Here is a 23,177-nt window from a genome sequence, read left to right on the forward strand (position 1 = left end):
TCCGCATGGAACTGACCAACGAATAAGGAGTACCCGTGGCCGAGGCTGTCTACGCCACCCTGCACACCAACGCCGGCCCGATCCGGCTGGAGCTCTTCGGTAACCACGCCCCGAAGACCGTCCGCAACTTCGTCGAGTTGGCCGAGGGCACCCGCGAGTACACCGACCCGCGGACCGGGCAGCCGGGCAGTGGCCCGTACTACGACGGCACCATCTCGCACCGGGTGATCAGCGGTTTCATGATTCAGATGGGTGACCCGACGGGCACCGGCCGGGGCGGGCCGGGCTACACCTTCGCCGACGAGTTCCACCCCGAGCTGCGGTTCGACCGGCCGTACCTGCTGGCGATGGCGAACGCCGGACCCGGCACCAACGGCTCGCAGTTCTTCATCACCGTCTCGCCGACGCCGCACCTGAACAACCGGCACACCATCTTCGGGCAGGTAGCCGACGAGCAGTCCGCGAAGATCGTCGAGGCGATCGCCAACACCCCGACCGGCCCCAGCGACCGGCCGCTCCAGGACGTCGTCATCGAGCGCGTCGAGATCGAGCGCTCGGCCTGACCGGGCGTCTGCGGGCGGTGCCGAAGGGCCGGCTCGCCGTGCGGGTTCATGGTCTGGTCGACCAATCGCCGAGTGCCGGCTCGGGCACGTCGACGGCGACCGGCGGCTTGCAGACTGGTCCGGACACTCCACCGGTGTCCGGACCAGTCTTCGCTCTGCCGACGGCCGCCAGCACTTCGCCGGGTACGCCTCGACCCGCCTGAGTGGCGGCTCGGGGTACCTTTGCTCGCATGACTGAGCGCTCGGGTGTCTGGGGCCAGCGATGAGCGAGTCCCCGCCGACCACGCCGGCCTGCTACCGCCACCCCGGCCGGGAAACGTACGTCCGCTGCACCCGCTGCGACCGTTCGATCTGCCCGGACTGCATGAACGAGGCGTCCGTCGGGTTCCAGTGCCCGGAGTGCGTGTCGGAGGGACGCCGCAGCGTGCGTCCGGCGCGAACCGCCTTCGGCGGCGGGGTCGTCGGCCGACACGGTTACGTGACCAAGACCCTGATCGCCCTCAACCTGCTGGTGATGCTGGTCTCGATTGCCTCCGACCGGGGCGGGGACGCGGCGGCCGGCGGTAACGGATTCGGCGGGCTGATGGGCGGCAGCACCCCGTTGACCGAGTGGGGTGCGGTGCTGGGCCGGGCGATGTTCCTCGACGGCACCATCGGCGGTGTCGCCGAGGGTCAGTGGTACCGCCTGATCACCGCGATGTTCCTGCACTACGGCGTGGTGCACCTGCTGCTGAACATGTGGGCGCTCTGGGTGCTCGGCCGCTCGCTGGAGGCGGTGCTCGGGCCGCTGCGGTTCGCCGCGCTCTACTTCATCGCCGGCTTCGGCGGCAACGTCGCGGTCTACGTGTTCAGCGCGCCCAACCAGATGTCGGCGGGAGCGTCGACCGCCATCTTCGGCCTCTTCGCGGCGATCTTTGTGATCATGCGACGCCTGGGTCGGGACACCTCGGCCATCCTCCCCATCCTCGTGATCAACCTGATCTTCACCTTCACCGTGCCGCAGATCTCCATCGCCGGCCACCTGGGCGGCCTGGTGTTCGGCGCGCTGATGGCGCTGGTGCTGGCCTACGCGCCGCGGTCGCGCCGGACCCTTGTGCAGTTCGGCGGCGGCGCGATCATCGTCGTGGCGCTGCTCGGGATGGCCCTGGTACGCACGGCCGCGCTGCTGGGCTGACCGCTGCCCGACACGGCACCGGCGAAGCGGTCACATCGGCTGCCCAGGGCGTGGATCACCCGGGGCCGCCGGGGCTTCCCGCCCGGGCGGTGCGCAACGCGTCGGCGACCTCGGCCGGATCGGCGCCGAGATCGAGGCGGCTGAACAGGTGCAGTGAATCGCCCGTGTCGATTTCCAGGGTCGGTCCGGCCAGTCCGCGCCCGGACCGGCGGTGCACCTGGATGGTCTCCACCATCGACCAGGCCAGATGCCGCCGACTCAGCAGCCCGGCCGGTACGGTGATGCCGGTCGGGTCCACCGCCAACCGCACCGGCGCGACCAGATCCCGCAGGCCCCACCCGGTGAGAACCGCCGCGGCCAACCCGCCGAGCACCGGCCGGAGCGGGTCACCCGCGGCGAGCAGGATCCCCAGGGCGAGCACGCTGGCTGCGGCAGCCAGCTTGAGGAACGGCAGGCCCAGGGGCACCCGCCACTGCTGTGCGATGGTGTCGTACGCCACGGCACCAGCATGCCAGCGCCGCCGGTCACCGGCATCAGCCGCGGAGCGCCGCCCGGCGTTCGCGTGGGCGGGGGCGTGGCGGTCGACCCGGGTGGGCGTAGGATCGGGACCAGCCCAAGTTACCGGGGAGTAAACATGAGTGACGCGGTTATCGTCGGTGCGGTGCGCACCCCGGTCGGGCGGCGCAAGGGCAGCCTGGCCACGGTGCACCCGGTGGATCTGTCCGCGCACGTCCTGCGTGCCCTCGCCGAACGCACCGGGATCGATCCGGCTCAGGTGGACGACGTGGTCTGGGGCTGCGTCTCCCAGGTCGGGGAACAGTCGTGGAACGTCGCCCGGAACGCCGTACTGGCCGCCGGCTGGCCCGAGTCGGTACCCGGCACCACCCTGGACCGGCAGTGCGGGTCCAGCCAACAGGCCCTGCACTTCGCTGCGGCCACCGTGCTCTCCGGTCAGGCGGACCTGGTCGTCGCGGGCGGCGTCGAGTCGATGACCCGGGTGCCGATGGGCTCCAGCGTGGCCGGTGGGATGCCGTTCAGCGAGCAGATTCTGACCCGCTACCGAGGGGTCGAGGGGGTCGCCGAGGACTCCCCGCTCCCCTTCAACCAGGGCGTCGGGGCGGAACTGATCGCCCAGCGGTGGCGCCTGTCCCGCACCCAGCTCGACGAGTTCGCGTTGACCAGCCACGAGAAGGCTGCCGCCGCGCAGGACGCGGGCGCGTTCGAGGCCGAAGTCGCCCCGGTGGCGCTCGCCGACGGCGGCAAGTTCGCGGTCGACGAGGGCATCCGGCGCGACACCTCGTTGGAGAAACTGGGCGAGTTGCCCACTCCGTTCCGTCCCGACGGTGTGGTCACCGCCGGTTCGGCCTCGCAGATCTCCGACGGTGCCGCCGCACTCGCGGTCACCACGAGCGAGTGGGCCAGCCGGCACGGGCTACGCCCGCTGGCCCGCGTCCACACCGCCGTGGTCGCGGCCGACGACCCGGTCGCCATGCTGACCGCGCCGATTCCGGCCACCGCGAAGGCACTGCGTCGCGCGGGGCTGGGCATCGAGGAGATCGGGGTGTACGAGGTGAACGAGGCGTTCGCCCCCGTACCGCTGGCCTGGTTGGCGGAGACCGAGGCGGACCCGGAGCGGCTCAACCCGCGCGGCGGCGCGATCGCCCTGGGGCATCCGCTGGGCGGCTCCGGTGCCCGCATCATGACCACGATGCTCGCCCACATGCGCGACAACAACATCCGCTACGGCCTCCAGACCATGTGCGAGGGCGGCGGAATGGCCAACGCCACCATCCTCGAACTCCTCTAACCCCCCAGTCCGATCCCGGTTGATCAAGGAGTTTTGGTCTCCGTTCGGCGCTCAGACGACCAAAACTTCTTGATCAACTCGGTCGGGCGGGCCGGTGGGTAGGTGGGGTGGGGTGGAAATTGCAGAAAGCATGTCCGCCGGCCATGTCACGGTGGGGGCAGGGTCGTTGGGCAGGTCATGGACGTCTTCTCCCGAACGTTCCTTCCGGCTGCGGCCGAGGCCGGCCTGGCGGTGCAGACCGCCAGTCGGCACATGCCGGTGTTCCGCCGTTGCGTGGGCTCCGGCGACGCCACCATCCTGGTAACCCGGTGCAGCCGGCCCGACCGACCGGTCGACGGGGATTATCTGCTGCTGCTCACCCACCGGAGGCTGGTGGTCACCCGGCAGACCCGGGTGCTGCATCGGCTTCGCCTGCACCTCAACACGGAGCTCCGCGAGCTGAGCCACGTCACCTGGAGCCCCGACCCGCGCCTGCACTGCGTGGAGCTGGCCGCCACCGCGATCGACGGCATCCGCGAGCGCTTCCTGATCCGTACCCAGCACCCGAAGCAGGTGTGGCAGCTGGACGCGTTGCTCAATCACGCCTTCCGCACCCGCGTACGCAGCGCACAGCCGCGGATCGTGGCCACCGTCGCAGAGGCGCCCGTCGCCCGACCGGGTGCCTTCCAGCCCGTCGTGGCCCACTGACCGGGTCTTCTTACCGAATCCGAACACAGCCCGACGCTGCCGGGTCTCGTCGATCGGCAATCATGGCCCAGTGACCGCCGAGAACCCACAACGCGGGCTGGTCCTCGTGGTGGAGGACGAACCGAGCATCGCCGACCTGGTCCGGCTCTACCTCAGCCGGGACGGCTTCGGCGTACACGTCGAACGGGACGGCAGTGCCGGCCTCGCGGCGGCCCGCCGGTTGCGTCCGGTGGCCTGCGTGCTGGACATCGCCCTGCCGGGGCTGGCCGGCACCGAGATCTGTCGTCGGTTGCGGGAGGCCGGCGACTGGACGCCGGTCATCTTCCTCACCGCTCGCGACGACGAGGTGGACCGTGTCGTCGGCCTGGAACTGGGCGCCGACGACTACGTCACCAAACCGTTCAGCCCTCGCGAACTCGTCGCCCGGCTGCGGGCGGTGCTGCGCCGGGCCGCCGGCCCGCCAGGCGGCGTCGCGCAGCCCGTCGTGCTCGGCCGGGTCACCGTCGACCCCGACCGCAGGTCGGTTACCGCCGACGGCGTCCCGGTGCAGCTCACCTCCACCGAGTTCGACCTGCTGGCCCACCTGATGAGCCGGCCGGGCCGGGTCTTCTCGCGGGAGGAGCTGCTGGCCGCGGTCTGGGGATACGCGGCGCACGCCGGCACCCGTACCGTCGACGTGCACGTCGCGCAGGTTCGGGCGAAGCTCGGCGCGGCGAGCGTGATCCGGACCCATCGCGGAGTCGGGTACGCCGCCGATGGCTGACCGTCCCGGCCGTACGCTCACCGCGCGTGCGGTGCTGGTGACCTGTGCGGTGGCTCTGGTGTCGGTTCTGGTCACCGCGGTGGTCGCGGTGCCGGTGGCGGTCCGCGCTGCCGAGCGGCGGGACCGGCAGGCGCTCGCGGCGCAGGCCCAGGTCGCCGCCGAGCTGCTGCGGGCACGCCCCGGTCGGGTCCGGGAACTGGCCGGCGAGCGGTTGATCCGCCAACTCGGCAACCAGGGCACCACCATCTACCTGATCTCGGGTGGTGCTGTCGACCGTGCCGGCCTGCCTCCCCAGGTGGTGAAGCGGGTGTCCAACGGGCGGAATTTCTCCGGCCGGCGGCTTGTCGACGGGCAACGGGCACTCGTCGAGGGCCGGGCGCTGGCCGCCGGCGACGGCGTGGTGCTGACCCGTCCGCTCGGGGCGGGAGTGTGGCGTCAGGTGCTGCGCGGCCTCTGGCTGCCGCTGCTGGCGGGGCTGGCGGCAGGCGCGGTCGCGGGCCTCCTGCTCGCCCGGCGCCTGGCCCGGCCGATCCGCCGGGCGGCCCTCGTCGCGACCCGGCTGCGGGCCGGCGATCGCAGCGTCCGGGTGCCGGTCGAGTCGCCGGCCGAGGTGGCCGACCTGGCGTACGCGTTGAACGGGCTGGCCGCCGCGCTGGCCACGAGTGAGGGACGACAGCGGGAGTTCCTGCTCTCCGTCTCGCACGAACTGCGCACCCCGCTGACCGCGATCCGTGGCTACGCCGAGGCGCTGGCCGACGGGGTGATCGAATCGTCGGCGGCGGCCGACACCGGCCGGACCATGCTCGCCGAGGCGGAGCACCTGGACCGGTTGGTCACCGATCTGCTCGCCCTGGCCCGCCTGGAGGCGGTCGACTTCCCCCTCGAACCGGTGCCGGTGGATCTGGCCGGCCTGGCCTCTGACGCCGGTCGGACCTGGGCGGACCGGTGCGCCTCGGTAGGGGTGACGTTCCGGGTCGAGCTGCCGGGGCAGCCGGTGCCGGCGTACACCGACCCGGGGCGGATCCGACAGGTGATCGACGGCCTCCTGGAGAACGCGCTGCGGGTGGTGCCTCCCGGTGCGCCGGTGGTGCTGGCGGTCCGACCGGCCGGTGCCGACCCGGGCGCCGGTGGTGTGATCGAGGTTCGCGACGGCGGACCGGGGCTGACCGACGACGACCTGACGGTGGCCTTCGAGCGCGGGGCGCTGCACCAACGCTACCGAGGGCTACGCAAGGTCGGCAGCGGGCTCGGGCTCGCGCTCGCCGCCGGCCTGGTCCGCCGGCTCGGCGGTGAGATAGGCGCCGGGCACGCGCCCGAGGGCGGGGCCGCGTTCACCATCCGGCTGCCGGGATTCCTTACCTGATCCGAACGTCGGCCTGACGGTCGGCGTATCCGGCGGGTCCAGGCTGGGTGCACGGATCCGCGCCGGCCGTGACGCGGCGCGACGAGATCCGGCAGACCGGCACCGACGAGAGGACGAGGAATGGCACGCAGGGGATCCTTCACCGCCACCGGCGCGCTGCTGGTGACGGTCGCGTTGGCCGCCGCCGGTTGCGGGGTGGGCCAGGCCGAGCGGGGCGCGATGCAGGAGAGCGCCGTCGAGGTGGTCGCCGCGATGGGCGCGGAGGGCCAGGCACTGGCCGCGCTCGGTCTCGACCCGGCAGAGCTGGATCCCGACGCGACCGTGGCCGCGCCGGTGGAGCCGACCCCGAGCGCGGCGAACAAGCGCAAGGAGCGGGTCGAGGAGTGGCGCAAGCGTCGGGCAGCCCGGGTGCTGCTGCGCAAGAACACCCTGCACGGCGACGTCGTGGTGCAGACCAAGGACGGCGGCACGAAGACCGTCTCCGTGCAGCGCGGCGAGGTGACCGACCTCGCCGACGACAAGATCACGGTCAAGTCGACCGACGGCTTCACCCGGACCTGGACCTTCACCGACGAACTGCGGGTAATCGAACGGCGCAAGTCGATCGCCGCCACGGACATCAAGGTCGGCACCAAGCTGGGCGTGGCCGGCACCGTGAACGGCGAGCAGGCACAGGCTCGCCTGATCGTCGTCCCGTTCAACCAGAAGTGACAGCGGACCCGCCGGACCCGGCGCGGTGATCGATGCGATCACCCTGTTGCCGGGCCCGGCGGGCCGGCCTGCCCGCGGCGTCAGTAGACCCGGGAGCCGATGAAGTCGTCCCGCCCGTACCCGACGGGCTGGGCGAACGACCGCGACTCGAACGACCACTGCTGCCGGGAACTGCCGGAGCAGCTGGCCAGGCGCAGTCGGGGGGTGCCGAGCAGCGGGTTGTCGAAGGCCAGGCAGAGGTTTGTTGCACCGGCGGCGCGGACCTGGTTGCCGGAGATGGTGAACTTCTGGTTGGTGCCGCCATGGCAGTCGTGGATGTTCACCGCCGTGCCCGACCGCAGCGAACCACCGGCCACGTCCAGGCAGCGGTCGTGCGAGAGCTCGGAGTGCAGCGACTGTCGGGTCGGGTCGTACCAGAAGCCCTGGTTACGTCCGCCATGGCAGCGGTACGACTGCTGCGCCGTGCCGTTGCGTGAGTTGTACCCCTTGCCGTCCACGCAGGTGCCGGTGGCGGCGTTGCGCAGCTGCCGGAACTCCATCAGTCCGGGGTAGAGCTGGCCGTTTCCGGTGCTGGCCGGGTCGACGCAGGTGCCCTGCTGCTGGCCGGAGGCGTAGAACTGGGTGATGCACTGGGCGAACATGCCGTGTCCCCGGTAGTTCGGGTGGAACGACTGGCGGGCCGCGTTCTCGTCCCAGATCCCCACCTCGATGTAGAGCCCGCGTACCGAGGTGTTGTCGGTGCACACCTCGTGGCCGTGGAAGAGGCGGCTGGCGTCGAGGTAGCGGGTGCCGGTGTTGGCCGCCGCCGCCCGCAGCGCCGACTCGAACAGCGGCACCGCCTTGTTCCGGGCGAACGCGGCGTCGGCGAGGTAGAGCAGGCAGCCGCCGGAGTACCAGCCGGGGAAGTTCGGGTTGTCCTCCACGTCCGGGCTGGCCGGGCTGGAGTACGACATGAACACCAGTTCGTAGTCGGAGCCGAGGTAGCCGGCGTTCGTCATGGTCCGGCGGATGTCGGTGAGTGCCTCCTCGACGGCTCGGCGGCTGCCGTCGGTGCGTACCGTCCACTGGTCGGTGTAGGTGGGCCAGCAGGGGCCCTGGAAGAAGACGCGGCGGACGGCGCAGTCGGTGGCGACCGGGCCGAACTGGATCGTGCCGTCGCCGTTCGCGCCGGCCACCACCCAGATCAGCTTGATGTGCGTGTTGCGTGCCTTGATCGCGAGATGGTCGCCCTGGTTCAACTCGTTGTGCTGGGTGGGACCGCCGACGATCAGATTCCACGGTGTGGCACCCGAGCAGGCGATGTTGTAGCGCTCGTCGGCGGCGATGCCGGTGCGGAAGACCGCCTGGTCGTACGAGCGGTCGCACCAGTTGCCCGGCTGGTGGGTGCCGGGTACGTAGTTGCCGACCCCCTCGCCGGAGATCTGGCTGTCGCCCATGGTGATCAGTGCGGTGCGGCGCTGGTCGAGCGGGCGGATGCCGGGAGCACCGTAGAGCGCGGTGGCCTCGGCGGCGCGGATGGATTCGAGGTGGGAGGGAAGCGGCTGGACGGCGGGACGGTCGGCTGCGGCGGCGGGTGAGGCCGTGGTCAGCATCGGCAGGACGAGAGCGGTGGCGAGGACGGCGACCTCGGCAAGGCGCCGTCGAGGTGTCCGTTCACGCCTGGCGTGGGTACCAGACATCGACGCACTCCTTTCGGTCCGATCGCGGGACGTCGATCGGGTTACCGGACGGTAACGCGTGCGATGCAGGTATGTGAATACGTCTCGGAATACTTACGTGCTGCGCCGAACCGGGCCATTGGCCCCTTTCCACCCGGACCGCTCGGCGTGCCGCGCTGCCCGGTCACCGCCGGCTGCCCGGTCACCGCCGCTCGGGCAGGGCGTAGCCGACGTAGCTGCGGAACTCCAGCCGCCAGCCGGCGGGCAGCAGGTCGGTGCAGATTTTCCGGCTGCCGACACAGAGGATCGCGTCGACCGAGGCCGGATCGGCAGGTGGTCGGTCGTCCAGCACCGACTGGAGCGCCAGTAGTTCCGGCGGCGTGCCGTCCGCGTCGCGGAGCAGCAACCACCAGGGGTACTCCCAGTCGTCGTTGCGCTGGGACAGCCCGATCCGGCGCGCGTCGGCGGCCCGGACCGCGTCGGCGGCCCACCGGTACTCATCCGCCCAGTGTGGACGCCGCACGAACCGGCTCTCCCAGTCGGAGGTGGTGAAGACCGAGCCCGTGCCGACCAGCCGGCGCGGGAAGCCGTACGACACCGACAACACCCCGGCCAGTGCGCAGGTGGCCAGCACCGTCACCGCGAGTCCGGCGGCCACGGGCCGTCTGCCGTAGCTGTCCGCCGGGCCACCGCGCCGATCGCGGCGGCGGATGCCGAGCTGGCCCGAGCGACGGAAGAGGGCGTCGAGCCAGAGCCCGGCCAGCGGCACCGAGGCCGCCAGGGCATAGAGGATCAGGCGGTTCCCCCACGGCTGCCACTTGATCATCGCGGTGTGCAGCACCACGGCGACGACCACCACCAGGGCGTACCCGCGCAGCGCCCCCGCCGCGCCCGGACTGACCCGGGCCGGGCGACGCAGCGCCGCCACCGCACCGATCAGTGCAAGCGCACCGGCCAGCGGGAAGGCAACCCGGTCCTCGTCGGGATACCAGGACGCGACCGGGAAGATCTCCCGCCCGAACGTGATCGCGCGGTCCTGCGGGTCGACCCCGATCAGTCCGGCCACCCCGATGATCGCCTCGGCGGACACCTCGCGCAGCGGTGCCAGCGGAGTGTCAAGTGCGGTGTGTGCGATCCGGAGCGCGTTCACCAGCACCGAGGGTGGGTCGTGCCGCTCCATCGGGACCGACTCGCGCAGCCGCTCCGGCCCGAGCGGGTGGCCGAACTCGGCGTACACCCGGCCCAGGAAGGGGCCGACCACCGCGGCGGCGACCAGCAGGATCAGGACCGAGGCACCGACGGTACGAGTGATTCCGGCGACCGGAGTCCGGCGGTGCGTGGCCGGCCGGTCGGCGTACGCCAGGCGTAGCTGGCCCACCCCCCAGAGCACCAGCAGCGGACCGACCGCGAGCAGGCCACTGGTCTTGGTGACCGCGGTCAGGCCGGTGGCCGCCCCGAGGACCAGCAGGTCACCCAGGTGCGCTCGGCGGCGCAGCCCGTCCAACGCGAGCGTGCCGGCGCAGAGCACCCAGGCGGCGCAGACCAGATCGGTCTGGGTGCTGGTCGCCTGCAGCGTCACCATCGGCGTGCTGGCCAGCAGGAACACGGTGAGCAACTGGGCCCGCCGGCCGCCGCCGAGCTGCGCGGTCACCCGGGCGGCCGCGAGCAGGCAGACCAGTCCGGCGGCCCACTGCACCAGGTGGTGCAGCGCGTCGCCGCCGGTGAGCAGCCGCAGGTGCAGCAGCAGGTACTCGGCGCCCGGCGGAATGGTCACCTGGCGGTGGATCGCGGTCGCCCAGAACGTCAGGTCGCCCTGGGCCACCCAGCGTTCCACCTTGGGCAGGTGGTAGGTCTGCGAGTCGTAGTTGTTGGGTGCGGCCAGCAGGGCGATCAGCAGTTCGACAAGGAGCAGTCCGGCGACCGTACCGGCCAGCAGCCGCTCCCCACGGCTCGCCGTACGCCAGAAGGCGCTGGCGGCGTCGCGCCAGCCGCCGGCCAGCGGTCGGTCCGGTCCGGACGGTGTCGACGGCCGGTCCGGTCCCACGGTGACCGTGGCGACCCGCGTGCCCGACGGCTCCGCGAGGACGCCCGCTGGTCCGGGCGAAATGGAGTGGGGGGAGTCCGGTGACGAGGCACCGGCACCTTCGACCGGGACCCTGGCAGGCACTTCGGCCTTGCGGGCCGTGGCGTCGGCCCGTCGGCGCCACCCGGCGGCCGCTGCCGCCACCGCGAGGAAGAGCAGCCAGGCCAGGCCGAAGGCGGGCGCGGTGAGCAGCCGCAGCGCGCCCAGCACCTCGACGGTGGTCACCGCGAAGGCACCGACGGCGAGGGTCGCCCGGAGCGCCGCGAGTCGCCGCGGCGCCACGGTCTCCACGTTGCGTGGCCGTAACGCCACGCTGAGCAGAATGAGGGCGGCGACGGGAACCAGGACGAACGGGAAGCCGGCGGCCGACATGGCGGAAGTAAACACCATCAGTCTGAGTGCCCGGCCGTGGATCGCCATCGGTGGTCGTCGCCACTCGGCTGACCTGCCGGGCTAGGCTATGGCCGAAACGTTACCCGCCCTCGTGGAGATTCCCGTGAAGCTGTCGATCCTCATGCCGGTATACAACGAGGAAGAACGCATCGCGGATGCCCTCAAGCAGGCGCTGGCGGTCGAGTACCCATGCGAGATCGAGCTCGTGGTGGTCGACGACGGCAGCCGCGACGGCACCGGGGAGATCCTCGGGCGCGCCGACGACGCCCGGCTGCGGGTCATCACGCACCAGCGCAACGCGGGCAAGGGCGCGGCCATCCGCACGGCGGTGGCCAACGCCGAGGGCGAGTACATGGTCATCCTCGACGCCGACCTGGAGTACGACCCACAGGACATCCCCAAGCTGCTCGCCCCGGTGCTGGACGGGCGGGCGACGGTGGTCTACGGCAACCGCACCTTCGGCAGCCACAGCGCCTACAGCTTCTGGTACGTGATGGGCAACAAGGGCGTCACCATGGCGGCGAACGTGCTGTTCAACTCCTACATCGGAGACCTGGAGACCTGCTTCAAGCTGATGCCGGTCGCGCTGTACCGCTCGCTGGACGTCCGATCCCGAGGGTTCGGTATGGAGGCCGAGGTGACCGGCAAGCTGCTGCGTCGCCGCATCCGGCCGTACGAGGTGCCGATCAGCTACCGGGCGCGGGGGCGCGAGGAAGGCAAGAAGATCACCTGGCGGGACGGCGTCGAGGCGATCTGGATCCTCGGCCGGGAGCGCACCCGCCGTAACCCCGACGCCTCGGCCCGCTGACCGTCCCGCCGGCTGCGACGGGACCGGCGCCGGTTGCGGCATGTCGGGCCGTACGTCGGCCTCGGAGACCGCGACATGCCGCGGACCGGCACGCGCTCAGACCAGCGCCGGCGACAGGAAATCGGTGATCGAGCGGCGCAGTCCGGTCGCGTCCAGCCCGTGCCACCGCGCGTGGTCCGCCGCGGAACCGTACCGCCGCAGTTCCTCGCGGCGGACCCCGAGCGCCAACAACCGGTGCGGCCGGTCGGCCAGCGCGTCCGAGAGCAGCCGGGTCGAGGTGCCCGCCAGGTACGGCTCGACCAGGATCACCGCACTGTTCGCGAGCGCCCGCAGGCCGGTGGTGTCGAACGGGCGCGGGCGGTGGGTGTACGCCACGGTGACCGGCAGGTCCGAGGTCGCGTCGAGGGCCGCGTCCAACGTGGGACCGACCGCGACCAGCAGCGCCGCCCCCGGGCCGGCGTCCCGGAGCACCCGCAGGTCGCCCGCTTCCGGGTACGCCTGCGCGTTGCTCTGGGTGGAGAGCCGCACGTACGCCGATTCCTGGCCGCAGACCACGTCGCGCAGCAACCCGGGTACCTCGTCCCGATGGCCGGGGGCGTGCACCGTCCAGTTGTGCAGGGTGTCGATAAGTGCGACGTCCGCCGGGCCGAGGTGGGTGCGGCCGGCTGCCGCGCGGTCGTACGACGCCCCGACGCTGACCAGCACCGCTCCCACCCCTTGGTGGTCGAGGTCCAGCTTGATCTGCTCGTACGTCCGCTCCACGAGGAACGGCGCGTAGCTGTGCACGATGGGGCGCAGCCCGGTCAGTGCCAGGCCCCCCGCCACTCCCACCATGAGCTGCTCCCGGATGCCGACGTTGATCACCCGGTCGGGGTGTTGGGCGGCGGCCGGAGCGAACGCCGCGGCGGAGATGTCGGCCAGCACGATGACGGTCCGCGGATCGTCCAGGAAGGCGGTTGTGGTGGCCACGAAGGTGTCCCGCACGATCACTCACCGTCCCTGACGAGCGCTACGACGGCGTGCGGCCGGTGGCCGTGGTGCCCGGTCAGCGCCGGGTGGAGGGCGTCCCGGTCCCGCCCGTCGACAGTCGCGGCGGTCCACCCGTTGACCGTGAACCGGGTGGCCACTCCGCCCGGCCAGCCGTGGGTGGCGGAGGAGTTGTCCACCACGATCGCGGTCAGATTGCCGAGGCCGACCGCTCCGGCGTACGCGATCGCCTCGTGGTTGGAGCCCTCGTCGAGTTCGGCGTCGCCGAGCAGCACGTACACCCGGGGGTCGGGCCGGCCCTGGGCGCGTAGCCCGAGGGCGGTGCCGACGCCCAGCCCCAGGCCGTGCCCGAGCGAACCCGAGCCGATCTCCACGCCCGGAATCAGGGTGCGGTCGGGATGGTCGCCGAGCCGACTCGACGGCCCGCCCTGGTCGTCCAGCCAGTCAGGCGGGATGAAGCCCTTCGCGGCGAGCAGCGCATAGTAGCCAGCTACGGCGTGACCCTTGGAGAGCAGGAAACGGTCGCGGTCGGGGTCGTCGACGGTCGCCGGGGTGATCCGCAGCACCCGGTCGTAGAGCACCTGGAGCACGTCGAGGGTGGACAGGACGTTGGCACCGAACTGCCGGCCGGCGCGAACGCGCTCCAGCAGCGGTGCGACCGGATCGCGCCCGTCGAGCGGCGCGGCGGCCTCGGCGACCCGGGCCGTGGTGGCGAGTGTGGTCATACGGATAGCCTGCAAGTTGAAGCGAGGTTCAACTCAAGGCGACGTGATGCAGGAAGCATTGACCATCGGTCAACTCTCCGCCCGAAGCGGGGTGGCACAGTCCGCGCTGCGCTACTACGAGCGGCTGGGGCTCATCCGGGCCGAGCGGACCAGCGGCAACCAACGCCGCTACCACCGCACTGAGCTGCGCCGGGTGGCGTTCATCCGGATCGCCCAGCAGGTCGGCATCTCGCTGGAGGAGATCCGGTCCGCGCTCGACTCGCTGCCGGCCTCCCGTACCCCCACCGCCGAGGACTGGGCCAAGCTCTCCACGACCTGGCGGGCCCGGCTGGACGAAAAGATCAGGTTGATGAGTCGGCTCCGCGACGACCTGGACGCCTGCATCGGTTGCGGCTGCCTCTCGCTGCGCCGCTGCACCCTCTACAACCCGGAGGACAATCTGGGCGGTGAGGGCCCCGGCGCCCGACTCGTACTGCCCGGCTAGTTTCCCGGGCCGGCTGCCCGTGTCGGTGGCCGGCACGTGATCAGGCTCAGCCGACGGTGAGCAGCACCTTGCCGACGTGCTCGTTCGACTCCACGAGCCGGTGCGCCTGCGCCGCGTCGATGATCGGCAGCCGCCGGTCGATCACCGGACGCACCCGGCCCGCCTCGACCAGCGGCCAGACCTGCTCGCGTACCCCGCGTACGATCGCGGCTTTCTGCTCCAACGGCCGAGAGCGCAGCGCGGTGGCCGCGACCGTGCCGCGCTTGGCCAACAGCGCACCCAGATCCAACTCACCCTTGCGGCCGCCCTGCATGCCGATCACCACCAGCCGCCCGTCGGCGGCCAGGGCGGCCACGTTCCGCCCCAGGTACGACGCGCCCATGATGTCCAGGACGACATCCGCGCCCCGGCCGTCGGTGGCCTGCCGAACCTCCTCGACAAAGTCCTGCTCCCGGTAGTCGACAAGCAGGTCGGCGCCCAGCTCACGCAGCCGCTCGTGCTTGGCGGCCCGTGCGGTCGCCACCACTGTTGCGCCGAGCGCGGCACCGAGCTGGATCGCGAACGTGCCGATCCCGCTGCCACCGCCGTGCACCAGCAGCGTCTCTCCCGCCGTCAGACGGGCCACCTGCACCACGTTCGACCAGACCGTGCACGCCACCTCCGGCAACCCGGCGGAGTCGACCAGATCGACGCCGGCCGGCACCGGCAGCAACTGCCCGGCGGGCACGGCCACCCGTTCGGCGTACCCGCCGCCGGCCAGCAGCGCGCAGACCTGGTCTCCCACCCGCACGCCGGCCACGTCGGGACCGGTCGCGCTGACCACCCCCGAGCATTCCAACCCGGGGTACGCGGGCGCGCCCGGCGGAGGCGGATAGTGCCCCTGCCGCTGCAACAGGTCGGCCCGATTCACCGCGGTGGCCCGCACGTCCACGACCACCTCACCCGGACCCGGCTGCGGGTCCGGTACCTCGCTCCAGCTCAGTACGTCAGGTCCGCCGGGCTCCGCAATGGTGATCGCTCGCATGGCCCAGTCTTACCCGATCCCGGGCCGACTCCACGTCGGCGACCCCGGGCCACCACCCACCGTCAGTGGTCACGGCGCACCGGGTAGCTCGGCCGTTCGCTGACGTACGCGGCGTGGCAGACTAGGCACAGCCACGCACCGCGTGGTCCAGGAGGGTTCGCCTAGTGGCCGATGGCGCTGGTCTTGAAAACCGGTAAGGCAGCAATGTCTTCGTGGGTTCGAATCCCACACCCTCCGCTTATCTGGACAGCGAGCAGGAGCCCCAGAGCGGCGGTCCGGATGCTCGTGGAGAGCGGCTCAGGCCGCCGTCAGCGCCGCCAGGGCGCGATCCATCGCGGCGTTGAACTCTTCCGGCCTCAGCGTCAGTCGGGACTTGACGTCCCGGCTCCACTGGTCCGCGAGGACCTCGGCGGATCCCGCCTCGACACCGTCGAGCGCCGCGTCGGCCAGATCCGACGGTGCGATCTTGACCACGGGCCAGTCCGCGGACATGTCGGTGTCGGCGAGGCCGAGGTGGACTGCCGTCACGAGGGTGCCCTGCTCGGCGAGTTCCAGGCGGACGCCGTTGGTCATGGCCCACGCGGCGGCCTTGGTCAGGTGGTAGGCGTTGGCGCCCCTGACCCCGAACCACGACATGGCGGAGAGGACGTTGACGATCGCGCCCCCGCCGTTGCGGGCGAGCGTCGGCGCGAACTCCCGGATCATTCCTAGGTGACCGAGCACGTTGGTTTCCAGCTCGTGCCGCACCGCGTCCAGTGAGCCGGTCACCAGGTCGGTGCCGGTCTGGATTCCCGCGTTGTTGACGAGCAGCGAGACGTCCGGGGCGGCCTCGGCGGCGGCGCGTAGGGAGGCGGCGTCGGCGATGTCGAGCGGCAGCACCTCGACCCCGGGCAGATCGACGGTCTCCGGTCGGCGGGCTGTCGCGTAGACCTTGCGGGCGCCCCGTTCGAGCAGGCGCTTGGCGAAGGCGCGGCCCAGGCCGCGATTGGCTCCGGTGACGAGGGCAACCGAGTTGTTGATATCCATGCCCGCTACGCTAGAACCTGACGTTGACGTCAGAGGCAAGTGCTGCTCGTCAGCGCCGGAGTGAGAGGAGTCACCATGACCGACACGGGGACCGCGGCCGAGCGGCTGATCCGCATCGGCGAGGTGGCGCGGGCCGCCGGCGTCTCGGTACGCGCCGTGCGCTACTACGAGCAGCAGGGGCTGCTCACCGCGGAGCGCAGCCCGTCCGGTCAGCGCCGCTACCGGCCTGAGGCCATCACCCTGGTGCGCTTCTTCCAGCAGATGTACGCCGCCGGCCTGACCAGTCAGCGGATCGCGGAACTGCTGCCCTGCTGGCGAGCCGGGCACACCGACGCCGAGCAGCGAGCGATGCTGCGCGCCGAGCGCGACCGTATCCAGGCCAAGGTCGACGACCTGCAGGCGGCTCTGGACCGCCTCGACGAGGTCATCGCGATCACCGACGAGCATCCGTAGGCGCTGCCGGTCGGGTCGTGCCAGCGACAAGCGGCGGCAGGTCGAGGTGACCCTCAGCCGCCTGAGCTGCTTTCCGGAGGGCGTTTTCGCTGCTCCTCGCGGATCTTCTCGTCGGCGAGCCGGTCCAGTGCCCGGCGGCGTTCGTCGCTGAGGGCCGCCTCGTCCCGTCGACGCACGGCATCGATGACGGCGGTGATGAAGTCACGCCAGACCCCGGCCAAGAGACTCCTTCGCTAGATGTTGCAGGGTGACAACCGCTGTGAGGCGCTCTCGGTTACGGCGGACTCGGGGCCGGTTCTGTCGAATGTCAGCGCGTCACAGGGTATGAAAGGGGCGCAGAACACCACTTCCACCGGAAGGACCTGTGTCGATGACCCTGGAACGTCCCATCGCTCCGGACCCGTACGAGCTGCTGCCGACCGTCGCCTCCTTCACGCTGACCAGTGAAGATGTGCGGAACGGTGAGCCGATGGACGCGGCTCACGCCCACGGCAGCACTGGTGGCGACAACGTCTCGCCGCATCTGGCCTGGTCGGGCTTCCCGGCGGAGACCAAGGGCTTCGTGGTGACCTGTTTCGACCCGGACGCGCCGACCGGCAGTGGCTTCTGGCACTGGGTGCTGGTCAACCTGCCGGCCGACGTGACGGAACTGCCACGCGGCGCGGCCGAGCAGGACCTGAAGGGCGCGTTCACCGTACGCAACGACTACGGGGAGCGCGGTTTCGGCGGTGCCGCGCCGCCGCCCGGTGACCGCCCGCACCGGTACGTCTTCGCGGTGCACGCCCTCGACGTCGAACGTCTCGACGTCACCCCGGAGGCGACCCCCGCCTACGTCGGCTTCAACCTGGCCTTCCACACCCTGGCCCGAGCCACCACCCGCCCCACCTACCAGATCGCCGGCTGACTCGCCCCCATCCCCAGTTTGATCATGAGGTTGGCTCTGAGAGTGCCGCCAACCTCATGGTCAACGGGGACGCTGCGTCGGGACCAGCCGGGGGTTGGTCAGGCGGGGGTACGGGCTACGGCGAAGACGGACTGGCCGAAGGGCGGGCGGACCAGCTGCTCGGCGGCCTTGGTGGCGGGGAGGACCAGGGTGTCGTAGACCTTCACCATCGGGCCCTCCTTCGGCATCAGCCGGAAGACCTTCGTGGCCATGAAGTAGCCGATCAGGCCGAGCGCGTTCGCGTAGTGGATCTTTTCCACCCGTAGGCCCGCCTCGGTCATCGCGTCGGCCAGGGTCTTCTTCGTGTACCGCCGGACGTGGCCGGTGGCGATGTCCGCCGGGCTCATCGCGAACTGGAACGCCGGCACGATGATGACGACGGCTCCGCCGGGCCGGACCAGTTGGCCCATGCTGCGCAGCGCTCCGACGTGGTCCTCGATGTGCTCCAGCACGTTGTACGAGACCGCGGCGCTGTAGTCACCGCGCTCGGGGTTGGGCAGCAGCATCTGGCGTACCTCGATCGAGGGTCGGTCAGCCAGGCGCTCCTTGAGGGCCACCAGGCGGTCCGGGTCGGCCTCGGTGGCGGTGAACCGGGGGAAGTTCTCGCTCCACTCCAGGGCGTAGTCGCCGAGGCCGCTACCGATCTCGATGGGGTTGTCACCCAGGTAGGGCACGGCCAGCTCGACGAACCAGCGCCGGTGATTGACCGCCGTCGCGAGGCCCTCCAGGACCTCGGACTGCACGCGCTGATCCCCAGTGATTTCTGCCATGCGTCGATTCCTCACGATACGACTCGACCCGTGCCGGGACCGACTGAGTGAACCATCCGCCCGGACGGCGGGGATATCGGGGCCCGTGATGGCCGAATTAGCGGTCGGGGGTGGGGGTGCACGATCGGTGATAGCCAGAGAACTTGACCGATACTACGCCAGTGCCCCGAACCCTGCACGCTGACCACATGGGCCGACTACGCTGCGAATTGTTATGACTACTCCCGATTCGGGCCGACCTGACGCGCAGTCCGAGGCGGGAAATGCCGCGGTCCGGCCGGGACGCATGCGGGGCGAGGGCGGCTCGGGGCGATGGAAGGATGCCCTGGCGGTGGCGAGCTTCGCCGCATTCGGCTTCTGGGTCACCGGACGGATGTGGCTGAATCCTGACGACGGTATTCGCGACAATCCGACCGATATGGCGCAATTCGAATGGATGCTCGCGCACGGTGCCCGGGTTGTCACGGAATTGGCCTATCCGTTCTCGTCGGGCCGGATGAATGTCCCGGAATCCGTCAATTTGATGGCAAATACGTCTGTTCTGTCCGTATCTCTGCCGATGACTCCGGTAACCCTGCTGTTCGGCACCCGGGCCGCGTTCCTGCTCTTTCTCACCCTCGGCATGATCGCCACCGCCACCGCCTGGTATTTCCTGATCTCCCGGGTGGTGGTGCCCGGTTCGCGCGGGCCGGCCTGGCTGGGGGCCGCCTTCTGCGCGTACGCCCCAGCCATGGTCTCCCACGCCAATGCGCATCCGAACATCGTGTCGCAGTACGTGGTGCCGCTGATCATCTGGCGTACCCTGCGGCTCGCCGAACCCGGGCGGTGGCTGCGCAACGGTCTGCTGCTGGCCCTGGTGATCGTCTGGCAGGCGTTCCTGAACCTGGAGATCCTGCTGATGACCGCGATCGGCCTCGCCGTGGTGATCGTCGCGATGGTGATCGGCCGGCCCGAGCTGCGGGCCCGGGTCCGACCGTTCGCCGCCGGGCTCGGGATGGCCGCCGTGGTCTCCGCCGTGCTGCTGGCCTACCCGCTGTACGTGCAGTTCTTCGGCCCCGGCGCCTACCACGGGCTGCCCTGGCTGATCCGGGGCTACTCCACGGACCTGGCCTCGTACTTCGCCTACTCCCGCGAGTCGCTGGCCGGTGACGCCCGCAGCGCCGCCGGACTGGCCAAGAACCCGACCGAGGAGAATGCCTTCTTCGGCTGGCCGCTGGTGATCCTCGTGGTGGCGCTGGTGTGGTGGCTGCGGCGCAGCGCCGTGGTGATCGGTCTGGCCGTGCTCGGGCTGCTCTTCGCGGTGTTCTCGCTCGGCCGGGAGATCCGCTTCGACCGTCGCGGAACCGGGGTACCCGGACCCTGGGCGCTGTTGGAGGGCCTGCCGGTGCTGCACTCGGTGGTGCCGACCCGCTGGGCGCTGGCCATCACCCCGATCATCGGGCTGATCCTGGCGTACGGCGCGGCGAAGGTCCGCGAGTTGACGGCCCGGTATCCGGACCGCCGGTCGCAGATCCGCTTCGCCGCAGCGACCGGACTGGCGATGGCGCTGGTGCCGGTGCTGCCCACCCCGCTGCCGACGAAACGGCTCGAACCGGTGCCCGAGTTCGTCACCTCGGGTGCCTGGCGTCCCTACCTCACCGGTGGGCGCAGCGTGGTGACCCTGCCGCTGCCTGACACCGAGTACGCCGAGCCCTTGCGCTGGTCCGCCCGTACCCGCCAGGAGATGCCGATCGCTCGTGGCTACTTCCTCGGACCGGACACCCGGCCGGGCCGGAACCGGGTCGCCCTCTTCTCCGCGTCCCCGCGCCCCACCAGCACCTTCTTCGGCACCATCCGACGCACCGGCGAGGTGCCGCCGATCACCGAGCGGACCCGCCGGGAGGCGGTGGAGGACCTGCGGTACTGGCGGGCCGGCGTGGTGATCCTCGGGCCGCACGAACACGCCGGCGCGCTGCGTACCGGGATGACCGAGCTGACCGGCATCGAACCCGGGTACGCCGGTGGTGTCTGGATCTGGGACGTGCGCCCGCTGACGGGATGAGTGACGGGCCGACTCAGCTGCGGATACAGCAGCCCTGGCAGACCTTCGGCTGGGGCAGGGTGAAGGCCAGGCAGCAGGTGCGGCGCTGCACGATCGGCTCGCCGTTCGGGCCGGGCACCAGCTCCACCAGGTCGGCCAGGCCGAGCGCGTCGAGCAGCGTGTCGATCGCCTCGACCGCAGAACCGGGCAAGCCGTCGGCGGCCCGCAGCAGCCCGTGGGCGATGCCGGACGCCACCGAGCCGAGGAGGGTGCGGGCACCGATGCGGACCTCGCCCTGGATCGCGGAGATCACCGGCGACAGGTGCCCGTCCAGCAGCGTGGCGCGCAGTGCGGCGAGCAGCTCCCGCTCGTCGGCCACCACTCGGACCTGGGGCAGCCCGGCGAGCGCCAGCGGATCGTTGGGCAGCACCGCGACCGGGATCGACTCGCGTAGGCCGACGGTCACCAGGGCGCGCCGATCGGCGAAGTGGATCAGCGCCTCGGTGTGGTCGAGCAGCGGCACTCGCCGAGCGGTGGCCCAGCCGAGCACCACCGGGAGCGCCGCCCAGTAGCTGTACGCCTTCCAGGCGAGCGCGGCGGAGGCGTGTGGGGTGCCACCCCACAGCCGGACCGCCGATTCGAGCAGCTCCGGCAGTCGCGTACCGGTCAGGGCGGTCGCCGGGGCCCAACCGGCCTCGTCGGCGACCAGCAGGCCCGGGGCCAGCCCGGGAAGGTCGTCGGTGCCGAACATTGCCCGCAGGGTCGCGGTGACCGGCGTCAGGGGTGTGGCGGCTGGATCCCGAAGGGGCAGCACCGCTGTCACCTGATCCACCCCCGCGTCACCTGACCCACTCGATCCGAAGCGTCCATGGTCGTACTAAGGCTAGCCTAACCACACTTTCGGGCACAGGGGAACCCGACGGTGGGGTGAGGCGGGCAACCCGGGTCGCGGGCGGGGTGAAAACTACTGTCGGTGTCGGCCTGGAGACTCGGGGCAGTATCGGTATGAAACGTTCATCAGTCAAGGTTCTTGTCGACTAGGTGCCAGATGTGTGTGTGGCCGGCGACTCAACGTGAAACTTGGTACTCCCGGCTACGAGGAAGCTGATGACGACCTCACCGCTCGATCGGGCTGCCGACTCCTTCGCCGCCGAACTCGCCCGGCACCGGACGGAGCGGGGGCTGTCCAAAAAACAACTGGCCACCCTGATGGGCTTCGACCCCTCGTACGTCAGTCACGTCGAGGGACGCCGGCACCGACCGACGGAGGACTTCGCCCGTCGCGCCGAGGCCGTCCTGGAGGCCAGCGGCGCGATCTGGCAGCGCTTCCGCGAGTACGACGACCTTCGCCACGCCCGCAGCGACCGTAACCAGCGGGAAGCCAGCCTGCCCGGCCAGTGGATGCCGCCCGGCACCGGTCTGATCGTCGAACGCGAGACGGCCGTGCTCACCCACACCGACGACGCCTACCGCTGCGTCATCCGGCGTGAGCTGTACAACGCCGGTGTCGAGCCGGTCACCCGATACCTGATCCGGGTGGCCGTCGACCGTTACCCCAGCGACCCGGGCCGCTCCAACCGCCACCACCGGGAACACCCGCTCAGCTTCGCCGAACTGCAACTGGTCGCCTGCCGCGAGGAGTCCGGCGAGCGGGAGACGATGCACTGGCGCGCCAAGCACGACCGGGACGCGTTCAAGGAGATCTGGCTGCTCTTCGAGAACGCTGAACGTCGCTTCCCGCTCTACCCCGGCCGCCGCGCCACCATCGAGTACGCGTACACCGTCGGGCGGGACAAGTGGGGGCCGTGGTTCCAGCGCGCGGTCCGCGTACCGACCCGGCACCTCGCCGTACGCCTGGACCTGCCGGTGGCCCTGGACCCGCAGGTCTGGGGCGCGGAGACCTCGCTGTCGGCGGAGGAGGGCCCGCTACGGACGGCGGTGACCCGCCGCGACGAGGGCGACCGGGCGATCTTCGACTGGGCGACCGACGAGCCACCGCTGAACGCCAGGTACCGCTTGCAGTGGCGATTCCGGGCCCAGCCGGAGCCCGAGGCGGAGGGCGGGCGCGTCCGACCGTCGGACCGGATGCGTGGGCTCGGCATCGTGCAGCGCGGTGCCGATCTGCTGCGCCAGCCGGCCCGCCCGTTCGACCTGCCGCGCGAGGAACCGCTCGCCCGGGAGATCGTCGACCGGTTGATCACCGCGCTGGCCCGGCTGGACGAACTGCACCCCTTCACCAAGGGGGTGGGAATCGCCGCCCCGCAGCTCGACATCGACCGAGCCGCCGCGGTGGTCCGCCCGCCGGACCGCACCGCCGAGCCCGTCGTGCTGCTCAATCCTCGGGTGGTCGATGCGGCACCACACACCGACGAACAGTACGAGGGGTGCCTCTCCTTCTTCGACCATCGCGGGCTGGTGCCGCGACCGCTACGACTGGACGTGGAACACGCGCAGTTCGACGGCGGTCGGATCATCACCTCCTTCGAATTCGGCATGGCCCGGCTGGTCGCACATGAGATCGACCACCTGGAGGGCCGGCTCTACGTCGACCGCATGGCACCCGGAGTGCCGCTGGTGCCGATCGAGGAGTACCGGGAATCCGGCCACCCGTGGCGCTACTGACCGGGCACGACTCCGGGGCGCGACCCCGCCCGCCCGGGTGGGAACGACGGCCGGACGGACGAGGTGGCGCGGGGCGGTGCCGGTCCGCCCGATCGGGGGCCGGGGCGCGTGCC

At 71.2% G+C, this 23,177-nt stretch carries 22 protein-coding genes, 1 tRNA gene and 1 pseudogene; 14 read left to right on the forward strand and 10 right to left on the reverse strand.

Translation table 11 applies throughout. The features are described from left to right. Nucleotides 1–35: 35 nt before the first annotated feature. Both Vse01_RS21420 and Vse01_RS21425 read left to right on the forward strand, forming a co-directional pair. Complete coding sequence (locus tag Vse01_RS21420) at nt 36–563, forward strand: peptidylprolyl isomerase (RefSeq protein ID WP_093410764.1); 528 nt, start codon at nt 36–38, stop codon at nt 561–563. 262 nt (nt 564–825) lie between these two features. Continuing rightward, the gene (locus Vse01_RS21425; protein WP_093410762.1) at nt 826–1,737 is read left to right on the forward strand and encodes a rhomboid family intramembrane serine protease; all 912 of its coding nucleotides are present in this window, start codon (nt 826–828) and stop codon (nt 1,735–1,737) included. A gap of 55 nt (nt 1,738–1,792) precedes the next feature. On the opposite strand, the gene Vse01_RS21430 is transcribed toward Vse01_RS21425, so the two are convergent. Then, the gene (locus tag Vse01_RS21430) at nt 1,793–2,236 is read right to left on the reverse strand and encodes a PH domain-containing protein (RefSeq protein ID WP_232511459.1); all 444 of its coding nucleotides are present in this window, start codon (nt 2,234–2,236) and stop codon (nt 1,793–1,795) included. 135 nt (nt 2,237–2,371) lie between these two features. On the opposite strand from Vse01_RS21430, the gene Vse01_RS21435 reads away from it, so the two are divergent. The 5 genes and pseudogenes from Vse01_RS21435 (at nt 2,372) to Vse01_RS21455 (ending at nt 7,068) form a co-directional block, all read left to right on the forward strand. Next, nucleotides 2,372–3,544, forward strand: a complete 1,173-nt coding sequence (locus Vse01_RS21435; protein ID WP_093410760.1) for a thiolase family protein — start codon at nt 2,372–2,374, stop codon at nt 3,542–3,544. A gap of 177 nt (nt 3,545–3,721) precedes the next feature. Further along, nucleotides 3,722–4,231 (forward strand): hypothetical protein, encoded by a 510-nt coding sequence (locus Vse01_RS21440; protein ID WP_093410758.1) that lies wholly within the window; start codon nt 3,722–3,724, stop codon nt 4,229–4,231. A gap of 70 nt (nt 4,232–4,301) precedes the next feature. Beyond that, nucleotides 4,302–4,994, forward strand: a complete 693-nt coding sequence (locus tag Vse01_RS21445; protein WP_093410756.1) for a response regulator transcription factor — start codon at nt 4,302–4,304, stop codon at nt 4,992–4,994. Next, nucleotides 4,987–6,374, forward strand: a pseudogene (locus Vse01_RS21450) (HAMP domain-containing sensor histidine kinase). Before Vse01_RS21445 ends, Vse01_RS21450 begins: the two are co-directional and overlap by 8 nt. 103 nt (nt 6,375–6,477) lie before the next feature. Further along, nucleotides 6,478–7,068 carry a hypothetical protein gene (locus Vse01_RS21455; protein WP_093410754.1) on the forward strand — a complete coding sequence of 197 codons (591 nt, stop codon included), beginning with the start codon at nt 6,478–6,480 and terminating at the stop codon, nt 7,066–7,068. A gap of 80 nt (nt 7,069–7,148) precedes the next feature. Here the strand turns inward: Vse01_RS21455 and Vse01_RS21460 are convergent, their stop codons facing one another. Beyond that, nucleotides 7,149–8,747 (reverse strand): ricin-type beta-trefoil lectin domain protein, encoded by a 1,599-nt coding sequence (locus Vse01_RS21460; RefSeq protein ID WP_093410752.1) that lies wholly within the window; start codon nt 8,745–8,747, stop codon nt 7,149–7,151. Between the two features lie 181 nt (nt 8,748–8,928). Beyond that, a complete protein-coding gene (locus Vse01_RS21465) occupies nt 8,929–11,199 on the reverse strand; it encodes a glycosyltransferase family protein (protein ID WP_232511458.1) in 2,271 nt (756 codons plus the stop codon). Nucleotides 11,200–11,305: 106 nt separating this feature from the next. On the opposite strand from Vse01_RS21465, the gene Vse01_RS21470 reads away from it, so the two are divergent. Next, complete coding sequence (locus Vse01_RS21470) at nt 11,306–12,010, forward strand: glycosyltransferase family 2 protein (protein WP_093410897.1); 705 nt, start codon at nt 11,306–11,308, stop codon at nt 12,008–12,010. A gap of 96 nt (nt 12,011–12,106) precedes the next feature. Here the strand turns inward: Vse01_RS21470 and Vse01_RS21475 are convergent, their stop codons facing one another. Together Vse01_RS21475 and Vse01_RS21480 are read right to left on the reverse strand one after the other, a co-directional pair. Then, on the reverse strand, nt 12,107–12,994 hold the full coding sequence (locus tag Vse01_RS21475; RefSeq protein ID WP_093410895.1) for a transketolase family protein: 888 nt from the start codon (nt 12,992–12,994) through the stop codon (nt 12,107–12,109). A 2-nt stretch (nt 12,995–12,996) separates the two neighbouring features. Continuing rightward, a complete protein-coding gene (locus Vse01_RS21480) occupies nt 12,997–13,722 on the reverse strand; it encodes a thiamine pyrophosphate-binding protein (protein ID WP_093410748.1) in 726 nt (241 codons plus the stop codon). A 46-nt stretch (nt 13,723–13,768) separates the two neighbouring features. Here Vse01_RS21480 and soxR point away from each other — a divergent pair, with 46 nt between their 5' ends. After that, nucleotides 13,769–14,206 carry a redox-sensitive transcriptional activator SoxR gene (soxR, locus tag Vse01_RS21485; protein WP_093410746.1) on the forward strand — a complete coding sequence of 146 codons (438 nt, stop codon included), beginning with the start codon at nt 13,769–13,771 and terminating at the stop codon, nt 14,204–14,206. A gap of 46 nt (nt 14,207–14,252) precedes the next feature. On the opposite strand, the gene Vse01_RS21490 is transcribed toward soxR, so the two are convergent. Then, complete coding sequence (locus tag Vse01_RS21490) at nt 14,253–15,230, reverse strand: NAD(P)H-quinone oxidoreductase (RefSeq protein ID WP_093410745.1); 978 nt, start codon at nt 15,228–15,230, stop codon at nt 14,253–14,255. Between the two features lie 150 nt (nt 15,231–15,380). On the opposite strand from Vse01_RS21490, the gene Vse01_RS21495 reads away from it, so the two are divergent. After that, nucleotides 15,381–15,467: transfer RNA gene (locus Vse01_RS21495), tRNA-Ser, on the forward strand. Nucleotides 15,468–15,527: 60 nt separating this feature from the next. Here Vse01_RS21495 and Vse01_RS21500 read toward each other — a convergent pair. Further along, a complete protein-coding gene (locus Vse01_RS21500; protein ID WP_093410742.1) occupies nt 15,528–16,256 on the reverse strand; it encodes an SDR family oxidoreductase in 729 nt (242 codons plus the stop codon). A gap of 75 nt (nt 16,257–16,331) precedes the next feature. On the opposite strand from Vse01_RS21500, the gene Vse01_RS21505 reads away from it, so the two are divergent. Continuing rightward, a complete protein-coding gene (locus Vse01_RS21505; protein ID WP_093410741.1) occupies nt 16,332–16,709 on the forward strand; it encodes a MerR family transcriptional regulator in 378 nt (125 codons plus the stop codon). Between the two features lie 53 nt (nt 16,710–16,762). On the opposite strand, the gene Vse01_RS21510 is transcribed toward Vse01_RS21505, so the two are convergent. Then, nucleotides 16,763–16,930: a hypothetical protein gene (locus Vse01_RS21510; RefSeq protein WP_170863626.1), complete on the reverse strand. Its 168-nt coding sequence runs from the start codon at nt 16,928–16,930 to the stop codon at nt 16,763–16,765. Nucleotides 16,931–17,079: 149 nt separating this feature from the next. On the opposite strand from Vse01_RS21510, the gene Vse01_RS21515 reads away from it, so the two are divergent. Next, nucleotides 17,080–17,613: a YbhB/YbcL family Raf kinase inhibitor-like protein gene (locus Vse01_RS21515; protein ID WP_093410738.1), complete on the forward strand. Its 534-nt coding sequence runs from the start codon at nt 17,080–17,082 to the stop codon at nt 17,611–17,613. Between the two features lie 98 nt (nt 17,614–17,711). Here Vse01_RS21515 and Vse01_RS21520 read toward each other — a convergent pair whose 3' ends face one another. Further along, nucleotides 17,712–18,422 carry a class I SAM-dependent methyltransferase gene (locus Vse01_RS21520; RefSeq protein WP_093410736.1) on the reverse strand — a complete coding sequence of 237 codons (711 nt, stop codon included), beginning with the start codon at nt 18,420–18,422 and terminating at the stop codon, nt 17,712–17,714. Between the two features lie 286 nt (nt 18,423–18,708). Here Vse01_RS21520 and Vse01_RS21525 point away from each other — a divergent pair, with 286 nt between their 5' ends. Beyond that, a complete protein-coding gene (locus Vse01_RS21525; protein WP_232511465.1) occupies nt 18,709–20,463 on the forward strand; it encodes a DUF6311 domain-containing protein in 1,755 nt (584 codons plus the stop codon). A gap of 13 nt (nt 20,464–20,476) precedes the next feature. Here the strand turns inward: Vse01_RS21525 and Vse01_RS21530 are convergent, their stop codons facing one another. After that, a complete protein-coding gene (locus Vse01_RS21530) occupies nt 20,477–21,193 on the reverse strand; it encodes a hypothetical protein (protein WP_139233249.1) in 717 nt (238 codons plus the stop codon). A gap of 356 nt (nt 21,194–21,549) precedes the next feature. Between Vse01_RS21530 and Vse01_RS21535 the strand changes: the two genes are divergently transcribed. After that, complete coding sequence (locus tag Vse01_RS21535) at nt 21,550–23,064, forward strand: peptide deformylase (RefSeq protein WP_093410732.1); 1,515 nt, start codon at nt 21,550–21,552, stop codon at nt 23,062–23,064. The last annotated feature ends 113 nt before the right edge of the window (nt 23,065–23,177 follow it).

It is taken from the genome of Micromonospora sediminimaris (genome assembly GCF_016863575.1).
Lineage (GTDB): Bacteria > Actinomycetota > Actinomycetes > Mycobacteriales > Micromonosporaceae > Micromonospora > Micromonospora sediminimaris.

Excerpts from the sequence above, each read along its gene's own strand:
- Vse01_RS21505 (WP_093410741.1), top strand. The coding sequence starts at position 16,332 with ATGACCGACACGGGGACCGCGGCCGAGCGGCTGATCCGCATCGGCGAG.
- Vse01_RS21515 (WP_093410738.1), top strand. The coding sequence starts at position 17,080 with ATGACCCTGGAACGTCCCATCGCTCCGGACCCGTACGAGCTGCTGCCG.
- soxR (WP_093410746.1), top strand. The coding sequence starts at position 13,769 with ATGCAGGAAGCATTGACCATCGGTCAACTCTCCGCCCGAAGCGGGGTG.
- Vse01_RS21425 (WP_093410762.1), top strand. The coding sequence starts at position 826 with ATGAGCGAGTCCCCGCCGACCACGCCGGCCTGCTACCGCCACCCCGGC.
- Vse01_RS21440 (WP_093410758.1), top strand. The coding sequence starts at position 3,722 with ATGGACGTCTTCTCCCGAACGTTCCTTCCGGCTGCGGCCGAGGCCGGC.
- Vse01_RS21460 (WP_093410752.1), bottom strand. The coding sequence starts at position 8,747 with ATGTCTGGTACCCACGCCAGGCGTGAACGGACACCTCGACGGCGCCTT.
- Vse01_RS21435 (WP_093410760.1), top strand. The coding sequence starts at position 2,372 with ATGAGTGACGCGGTTATCGTCGGTGCGGTGCGCACCCCGGTCGGGCGG.
- Vse01_RS21525 (WP_232511465.1), top strand. The coding sequence starts at position 18,709 with ATGCGGGGCGAGGGCGGCTCGGGGCGATGGAAGGATGCCCTGGCGGTG.
- Vse01_RS21455 (WP_093410754.1), top strand. The coding sequence starts at position 6,478 with ATGGCACGCAGGGGATCCTTCACCGCCACCGGCGCGCTGCTGGTGACG.
- Vse01_RS21490 (WP_093410745.1), bottom strand. The coding sequence starts at position 15,230 with ATGCGAGCGATCACCATTGCGGAGCCCGGCGGACCTGACGTACTGAGC.
- Vse01_RS21530 (WP_139233249.1), bottom strand. The coding sequence starts at position 21,193 with ATGTTCGGCACCGACGACCTTCCCGGGCTGGCCCCGGGCCTGCTGGTC.
- Vse01_RS21535 (WP_093410732.1), top strand. The coding sequence starts at position 21,550 with ATGACGACCTCACCGCTCGATCGGGCTGCCGACTCCTTCGCCGCCGAA.
- Vse01_RS21500 (WP_093410742.1), bottom strand. The coding sequence starts at position 16,256 with ATGGATATCAACAACTCGGTTGCCCTCGTCACCGGAGCCAATCGCGGC.
- Vse01_RS21465 (WP_232511458.1), bottom strand. The coding sequence starts at position 11,199 with ATGGTGTTTACTTCCGCCATGTCGGCCGCCGGCTTCCCGTTCGTCCTG.
- Vse01_RS21480 (WP_093410748.1), bottom strand. The coding sequence starts at position 13,722 with ATGACCACACTCGCCACCACGGCCCGGGTCGCCGAGGCCGCCGCGCCG.
- Vse01_RS21520 (WP_093410736.1), bottom strand. The coding sequence starts at position 18,422 with ATGGCAGAAATCACTGGGGATCAGCGCGTGCAGTCCGAGGTCCTGGAG.